Consider the following 6,852-nt stretch of genomic DNA (forward strand, 5'->3'; position numbering starts at 1 on the left):
TTCTGTTGTTGATTGGGCCAGCAACCAGCACGTCGAGATTGCTGGGGATTAGCAGGGCGCACAGGGGGGAGCTTTCCCTCTGTGCGCCCTTTTTGCCGATATCTTTTTGCTGATTAATTGGGAAATAGGTCGGTAGTCTGATGTTTTTGCGCGCACCGTGGCGCATCATAAGAATCGATGATTGTTGATTAAGAGTAATGATTCACCGCCGCAAATTGCATATGCGCGTGTGAGTTCGCTATACTAAACATAATTCTTGACGAGTTTGGAGTGAGTCAGGTGAACATTGGTATTTTCACAGACAGCTATTTTCCGCAAGTGAGCGGGGTTGCAACGTCCATCAAGACCCTAAAGGATCAGTTGGAGGCACGCGGACACTCTGTCTACATTTTTACGACTACGGATCCCCACGTCCCTGATGACGCGGTTGAACCTAATATCTTCCGCTTCGGCAGTGTGGCCTTCGTGTCCTTCAAAGACCGCCGGATTGCGGTGCGCGGTTTATTTCACGCGCTGCAGGTGGCGAAGGATTTGAAGCTCGATATTGTGCACACGCAGACCGAATTTTCCCTGGGCTTTATTGGCAAATTCGTGGCGCGGAATATGCACATTCCAACCGTACATACTTACCACACAATGTATGAAGATTATCTGCACTACATTCTGAACGGCCACCTTCTGCGGCCGTACCATGTGCGCCAGATGACCAGAACCTTCGTGCACAATGACGCCGGGATTGTGGCGCCAAGTGACCGGGTGCTCGAAACGCTCGCTGGCTACGGCGTGACCGCGCCAATCCGCGTCATTCCAACCGGGATTGAGCTGGGTGCCTACAAGCAAAACGACAATCGGGATATTCGTGCCGAGCTGGGACTAACGGACGTGCCGGTTCTTATTTCGCTGTCTCGAGTTGCATTCGAAAAACGCATTGACCGCGTGATTGACGCCATGCCGCGGATTCTGAAGGCGGTGCCAGATGCCGTTTTGCTCATTGTGGGTGACGGGCCTGCTCGCGAAAGCCTGGAGGAACAAACCGAATCCCTCGAACTGGGTGAACACGTGCGCTTTATCGGTGAGGTTAATCACGATGAGGTGCCGCTTTACTACCGGGCAGCCGATATCTTTATGTCAGCTAGTGACTCGGAGGCCCAGGGATTGACGTACCTTGAGGCGATGGCGGCGGGGACCAAGGTTTTGGCCCTGGCTGGCGATTACACCAACGCACTGCTGAGCGACCCAACCATTGGCCGCACTTTCCACCGCACCACCGAGATGGCACAGCTGGCAATCGAGTATTTGCAGAATGCTGACAAGTACGCTGACCCGACGGCACGGGAGGCAAAGTTGGACGCCATTTCCGCGGACCGCTTTGGCGAACGCGTGGTCAAGTTCTACAAGGACGCAACGGTTTACTACAATGAAACAATTGATGATCGCCTAACGACGCGCTCATTTGCAAAGCCACTGAACTTTCGGCGCGTATGGGGGAAAGATGAAGAATGATTAGTATTAACATGTTTAGCTCCGCAGATAAGGTGGCGGGGCAGGGCGTCGGGTCGGCGTACCTGGAGCTCATGGGGCTGCTGAAGAAGTATTTCCCGGATGAATTCAAAATTCGGGTGAATAACTACAGCCGCAGCACCATCAGTCACTACCACACCATCGACCCCCAGTTTTTCCTGTCCACATGGGCGCCAAAGCGCGGACGGAAAATCGGTTACGTTCACTTTCTACCCGACACGCTCGATTCGAGTTTGACGCTGCCCGCAGTGGCCCGCGTCAGCCTAGATAAGTACGTGATTGCCTTTTACAAGCGCATGGATCACTTGGTTGTGGTCAATCCCAACTTCATTCCGCGGCTCGCCGCTTACGGGATTGATCCCGACACCGTGACCTACATTCCCAACTTTGTGGCCACGAAGACGTTCCATCCGGAAACCGCAGAGCGGCAAAAATTACTCCGCGAAGATTTAGGTATCGACCAGGATGCCTTTGTTGTTTTTGGTGCCGGACAGGTACAAGAACGCAAGGGAATTGATGACTTTATCGAACTAGCTAAACGCAACCCAGACGTGCAGTTCATCTGGGCGGGGGGCTTTTCCTTTGGTGCTATCACTAACGGGTACAGTCACCTCAAAAAAGCGGTGGCGGATGCACCCGCTAACCTCAAATTCACCGGCATCATTGCCCGTGACACGATGATTCACTACTACAATGTGGCCGATTTGTTCCTGCTACCATCTTACGAAGAGCTTTTTCCGATGACGGTGCTTGAAGCCTTTGCGACGCACACCCCCGTCATGGTGCGCAGCCTCGAACTTTACGACCAAATCATTGAGCCCTACGCGGTTGAAGCGGACGACATGCTTGATATGGAAGCAAAGATTCAGGATCTTAAGGCGAACCCGGGGAAGCTGCAGCACTACGCTGAACTTAGCGCGGTGGCCACGGACGAATATTCCGAGGAACATTTGGCGCACGTGTGGGAGCAGTTCTATAAGGACCAGGCCAAGAAGGTTCACTTCAAGAAGGGCAAGAAGGACAAGAAAAAAGTCGGAAAGAAGTAGGTCAGCTGATGTCGCTCAAAAACAAGCTAACTACATTCGTGATGTTACTCATCGGGGTGGGTATCTTCGCGTGGGAGAGCCGGCACACGAACATGCGGCACATGTTGCACCAACTCCACACCCTTAACTGGTGGTGGATTCTGGTCGGTGTCTTGATGATGTTCGGCTCGTGGCTAATTGAAACGATTATTGTTCAGGTCTTTTTAAAACAAGAACACGAGCGGCTACCATTTCGGGAAGCGGTGCGTGTACCGCTAGTTGAACAGCTCTTCAACGCCATCACCCCGTTTTCGACTGGTGGTCAGCCGGCGCAGCTAATCGCGTTGATGCGCAGTGGCATCGAAGGCGGACGGGCTAGTTCGGTGCTCCTGATGAAGTTTGTTGTGTACCAGTTGATGGTCCTGGTGAACTTTCTGCTGACGATTGCGGTAGGTTTCCATTACATCGCCGACCAGTTGGGCCCGATCAAGTGGTTCATCATTTTCGGTATGGTAATTCACGTCACGGTCATTGCTGGTTTGCTGCTGGTGATGTACTGTTACGGATTCACTAAGAGGATGGTTGCTGCACTGCTCGTGCCGGTTGGTTGGGTGCTTGGCGAAGAGCGCAGGCTGAAGCTAGAAGCACGTGCCGAGTTAAAAATCGACAGCTTTTACGAGGAGAGCCTGCACCTCAAACGCGAGAAGAAGAAGGTCATCAAGGCGAGTTTGCTGACCCTTGTGCAGCTGCTCATGTATTACAGCGTCCCATATTTTGTGCTTCTCGCACTGCACGTTCCGCAAGTGAATTTCATTCGGGTCATCGTCATGCACGTCATGATTGTGATGATTGTGTCGCTGTTTCCAATTCCTGGGGGCAGTGGGGGCGCGGAATACAGTTTCAGCCGTATTTTCTCCACGTTTATGAGTAATCCCGCCCAGTTGGTGCTGGCCATGCTGCTGTGGCGTGTGCTCACGTACTACTTGGGGATGGTTTGCGGAATTATCGCGGTTGGAATTCAGCCACACCGGCTCACCAAAATCGATGACGAATGAACAAGACGTAAAAAAATCCCTATTTTTCGCACAAACTAACTATTTTTTGCGGCATGAGTAGCGAATCCGTGGTATGCTCATACCGGATATAAAAGAAGGGGGCACTCCCATGAAAGGCTCACAACTCGTTGCAATCATCAAGCGTCTCGAGGCAATGCAAGACACTGACTCTACCGAGGTGCAGACACGTCGGTTTGAGAAGAACGGTGAAGAACGCGGTCTCGTAACGTACGACCCAAAGACAGAAACATTTGAACTGGAAGAACTGGCTGATCATCAGACCTTCCAATTCGACAACATCGACCTTGTCGCAATGGAGATTTTTGACCTCCTCGATGACGGTACCGACGTTAACGAAGACTAATAATTTGCATACACTGGGGTATTGCCCTAGCTTGTGGTGCGCAAAGAAAGGGTTGGGCGTGTTGCTCAGCCCTTTTTCTTTGATTAGCCGATAGAATTTTGACCAAGTCATTCGTGTTTTGGCGCCAATGGGGTGTTGTTTGTTACAACCCTTGGCGTTTTGTTTAAGTTATTGTCACTTTTACCCGTCCAAATTGTTATTTCGGGGGTTTATGTGTAGACTTATTCTGTTAATAGTTTACGTTACGGAGGTTCACCATGAAGCAAGTTGGCAGTCGAATTCAGTCGTGGTTAAATTCACGACTCGGATTCTTTGTGCTCGCGATTGTCCTGTTCTGGGCAAAAACACTCTGGGTTTACAATACAAGATTTGCGCTCGGCGTTGACGGCAGGTTCCAACAAATGCTGCTTGTATTGAACCCTCTTCCCGCAACCATCCTGCTTTTCGGCATTGGATTGTACATGACGGGGCGAAAATCCTATGTTTCCATCATCATTGTTGATCTCCTGACCAGCATGTGGCTTTTCGCGAATGTGTTGTACTACCGCGAATTTTCAGATTTCATCACGTTTGCCCTCATGAAGGGGAGCAGCTCGGTGTCCAACAATTTGAGCACCGCGATTGCAGGAATTATTAAGCCTGGAGACTTTCTTGTCTTCTTGGATGTTGCCATTTTAATTCTGGTGCTCGCGTTCAAGCTCATTCGCATGGACATCCGGCCAATCAAGAAGCGGTTCGCCATGTTGGTGTCTGTTTTTGCTGTCGTTTTGTTCGGGGCGAACCTGTCCATGGCGTACCACGACCGTTCTGGATTACTAACACGGACGTTCGACAATAACTACATCGTTAAGTATCTCGGGCTAGACGTGTACACGGTTTACGATGGGGTCAAAACGGCGCAGACCAGTGCAGTGCGTGCCAAGGCTTCCGCAAGTGACCTGAAGAGTGTGAAGAAGTGGATTAATAATAACCGGATTGCACCGAACGTCCAATACACCGGGGTGGCGAAGGGCAAGAACGTGTTTGTCATTCACCTCGAAAGCTTCCAGCAGTTCCTAATCGATTTTAAGTACGACGGTAAGGAAGTTACGCCGAACCTCAACAAGATTTATCACGCAAATGACACCATTGCGTTTGATAACTTCTTCAACCAGGTTGGGCAAGGTAAAACTTCCGACGCGGAACTGATGCTTGAAAACTCGCTTTACGGGATTGATGGCGGCTCCGTTATGAGTAACTACGGGAGCAGTAACACGTTTGAGGCTGTACCATCGATTCTTGATGAGGACGGCTACACCACGGCGGCATTCCACGGGGACAAGGGTAGTTTTTGGAACCGTGATAACACGTACAAGCAGTGGGGCTACGATTACTGGATTAGTAAGAGTTACTATGACGTCAAGAGCGACTACGATATCGGTTATGGGATGAAGGACAAGCTGTTATTCCAGCAGTCCGCGCAGTATATTGAACAACTGCCACAACCGTTTTACGCAAAAATGATTACCCTCACGAACCACTACCCGTACCCACTGGATAAGAAGAACGTCACCGACATCCCGAAGACCGATACAGGGGACAAGACCGTTGATGGTTATCTGCAGACGGCACATTACCTTGATCAGTCAGTCGGTGAATTCATGGCCTGGCTCAAGAAGACCGGCCTCGATAAGAACTCGCTTGTCATGTTCTATGGGGACCACTATGGGGTTTCTGGTAACCACAACAAGGCCATGGCCAAGTTAATGAACATTAAGGGCTACAACGAATATAATGACGCGCAGCAGCAGCGGGTGCCTTTGATGTTCAACATGCCTGGACTTAAGGGTGGCATCAACCACACGTATGGTGGTGAAATTGACGTTATGCCGACGCTCTTGAACCTGCTTGGGGTGGATTCCTCTAAGTACCTGATGTTTGGGAATGACTTGCTGGCAGCTAACCGCAATCAGACTGTCGCCTTTAGAAGTGGGAATTTTGTGACACCGCAGTTAACCCGCGTTGGCAGTCACCTGTACAACACGACAACTGGTGAACTAATTAAGAAGCCAACGCCAGCACAGAAGAAGGCGGAAGACGAGGCAATCAACCGAACAACAACCGTCCTCTCGCTTTCTGATCGAGTTGTTAATGGTGATTTGCTTCGCTTCTACAAGCCGAAGAATTACAAAAAGGTGGACGCTGGTGACTACAATTACAAGCTGTCCGCGGCCAAGAAGGAACTGAAGAAAGCCCAGAAGAAGGGTACATCCTTATTGGCGAAGAACAAGGGGAAGTCTGTAGTGGATCAGTACGTAACGGATGCACCTGAACTTAAGAAGGGTAAGGATGCTGATGACAGTTCTCCTTCATCTAGCGCGAAGAAGGACTCATCAAGCTCATCGTCCAAGTCCAGTAAAAAATAGTTTCGATGATTAAAACCGCTAGTGGCCGTTGATGGCTGCTAGCGGTTTTTTTAACGAATTTTCTACGGCCGTTTGCAGTATTTTGGGGCTTTAAGGAAGATTAATAAGATGGCTAAAAATATTTTTTGCGAGTCATTGTTCGGTGTTAGTGGAGTTAACGGGGAAGGTGGGAGGATAACTTCCGGCAAAATCCGAAAGATAGACGGATAATCTTCTACCTTGGTCGGTTTGTGATTCGGAATCGCAGAAGGAGGATGTTTTTGGTGCCTTGACCGTTTCGGGGGTAGCTGGTAAGATATCTCTTGTTGTTAGCGCGGCAGGCGTTGCTGCTCCGGTAGTAGGAAAGCAGCGGCTGAATAAGCGCTTGACAGCGATTGATTAACTTGATATTATCATCAAGTTGTCAAAAAGTGGTTCCTTGAAAACTGAACAAAGTTTCGTATAAATGTAGGTTCTTCAGCTTTAGCTGAAGGAAGAATTAA

At 49.9% G+C, this 6,852-nt stretch carries 5 protein-coding genes; all 5 read left to right on the top strand.

Annotation, left to right across the window (positions count from 1 at the left end):
* Positions 1-279: 279 nt before the first annotated feature.
* The 5 genes from EKN00_RS09590 to EKN00_RS09610 all read left to right on the top strand — a co-directional run bounded on the left by EKN00_RS09590 (position 280) and on the right by EKN00_RS09610 (position 6,370).
* On the top strand, positions 280-1,503 hold the full coding sequence (locus EKN00_RS09590) for a glycosyltransferase family 4 protein (protein WP_127849977.1): 1,224 nt from the start codon (positions 280-282) through the stop codon (positions 1,501-1,503).
* Positions 1,500-2,567 carry a glycosyltransferase family 4 protein gene (locus tag EKN00_RS09595; RefSeq protein WP_127849979.1) on the top strand — a complete coding sequence of 356 codons (1,068 nt, stop codon included), beginning with the start codon at positions 1,500-1,502 and terminating at the stop codon, positions 2,565-2,567. Before EKN00_RS09590 ends, EKN00_RS09595 begins: the two co-directional genes overlap by 4 nt.
* Positions 2,568-2,575: 8 nt before the next feature.
* Positions 2,576-3,601 (top strand): lysylphosphatidylglycerol synthase transmembrane domain-containing protein, encoded by a 1,026-nt coding sequence (locus tag EKN00_RS09600; RefSeq protein WP_127849981.1) that lies wholly within the window; start codon positions 2,576-2,578, stop codon positions 3,599-3,601.
* Between the two features lie 109 nt (positions 3,602-3,710).
* A complete protein-coding gene (locus EKN00_RS09605) occupies positions 3,711-3,965 on the top strand; it encodes a YkuJ family protein (RefSeq protein WP_127849982.1) in 255 nt (84 codons plus the stop codon).
* A gap of 257 nt (positions 3,966-4,222) precedes the next feature.
* Positions 4,223-6,370 carry an LTA synthase family protein gene (locus EKN00_RS09610; RefSeq protein ID WP_127849984.1) on the top strand — a complete coding sequence of 716 codons (2,148 nt, stop codon included), beginning with the start codon at positions 4,223-4,225 and terminating at the stop codon, positions 6,368-6,370.
* Positions 6,371-6,852 lie beyond the last annotated feature (482 nt).

It is taken from the genome of Lacticaseibacillus hulanensis, assembly GCF_004010095.1.
Taxonomy (GTDB): domain Bacteria; phylum Bacillota; class Bacilli; order Lactobacillales; family Lactobacillaceae; genus Lacticaseibacillus; species Lacticaseibacillus hulanensis.

Coding starts and splice junctions, on each gene's coding strand:
- EKN00_RS09610 (WP_127849984.1), top strand. CDS start 4,223: ATGAAGCAAGTTGGCAGTCGAATTCAGTCGTGGTTAAATTCACGACTC.
- EKN00_RS09605 (WP_127849982.1), top strand. CDS start 3,711: ATGAAAGGCTCACAACTCGTTGCAATCATCAAGCGTCTCGAGGCAATG.
- EKN00_RS09595 (WP_127849979.1), top strand. CDS start 1,500: ATGATTAGTATTAACATGTTTAGCTCCGCAGATAAGGTGGCGGGGCAG.
- EKN00_RS09600 (WP_127849981.1), top strand. CDS start 2,576: ATGTCGCTCAAAAACAAGCTAACTACATTCGTGATGTTACTCATCGGG.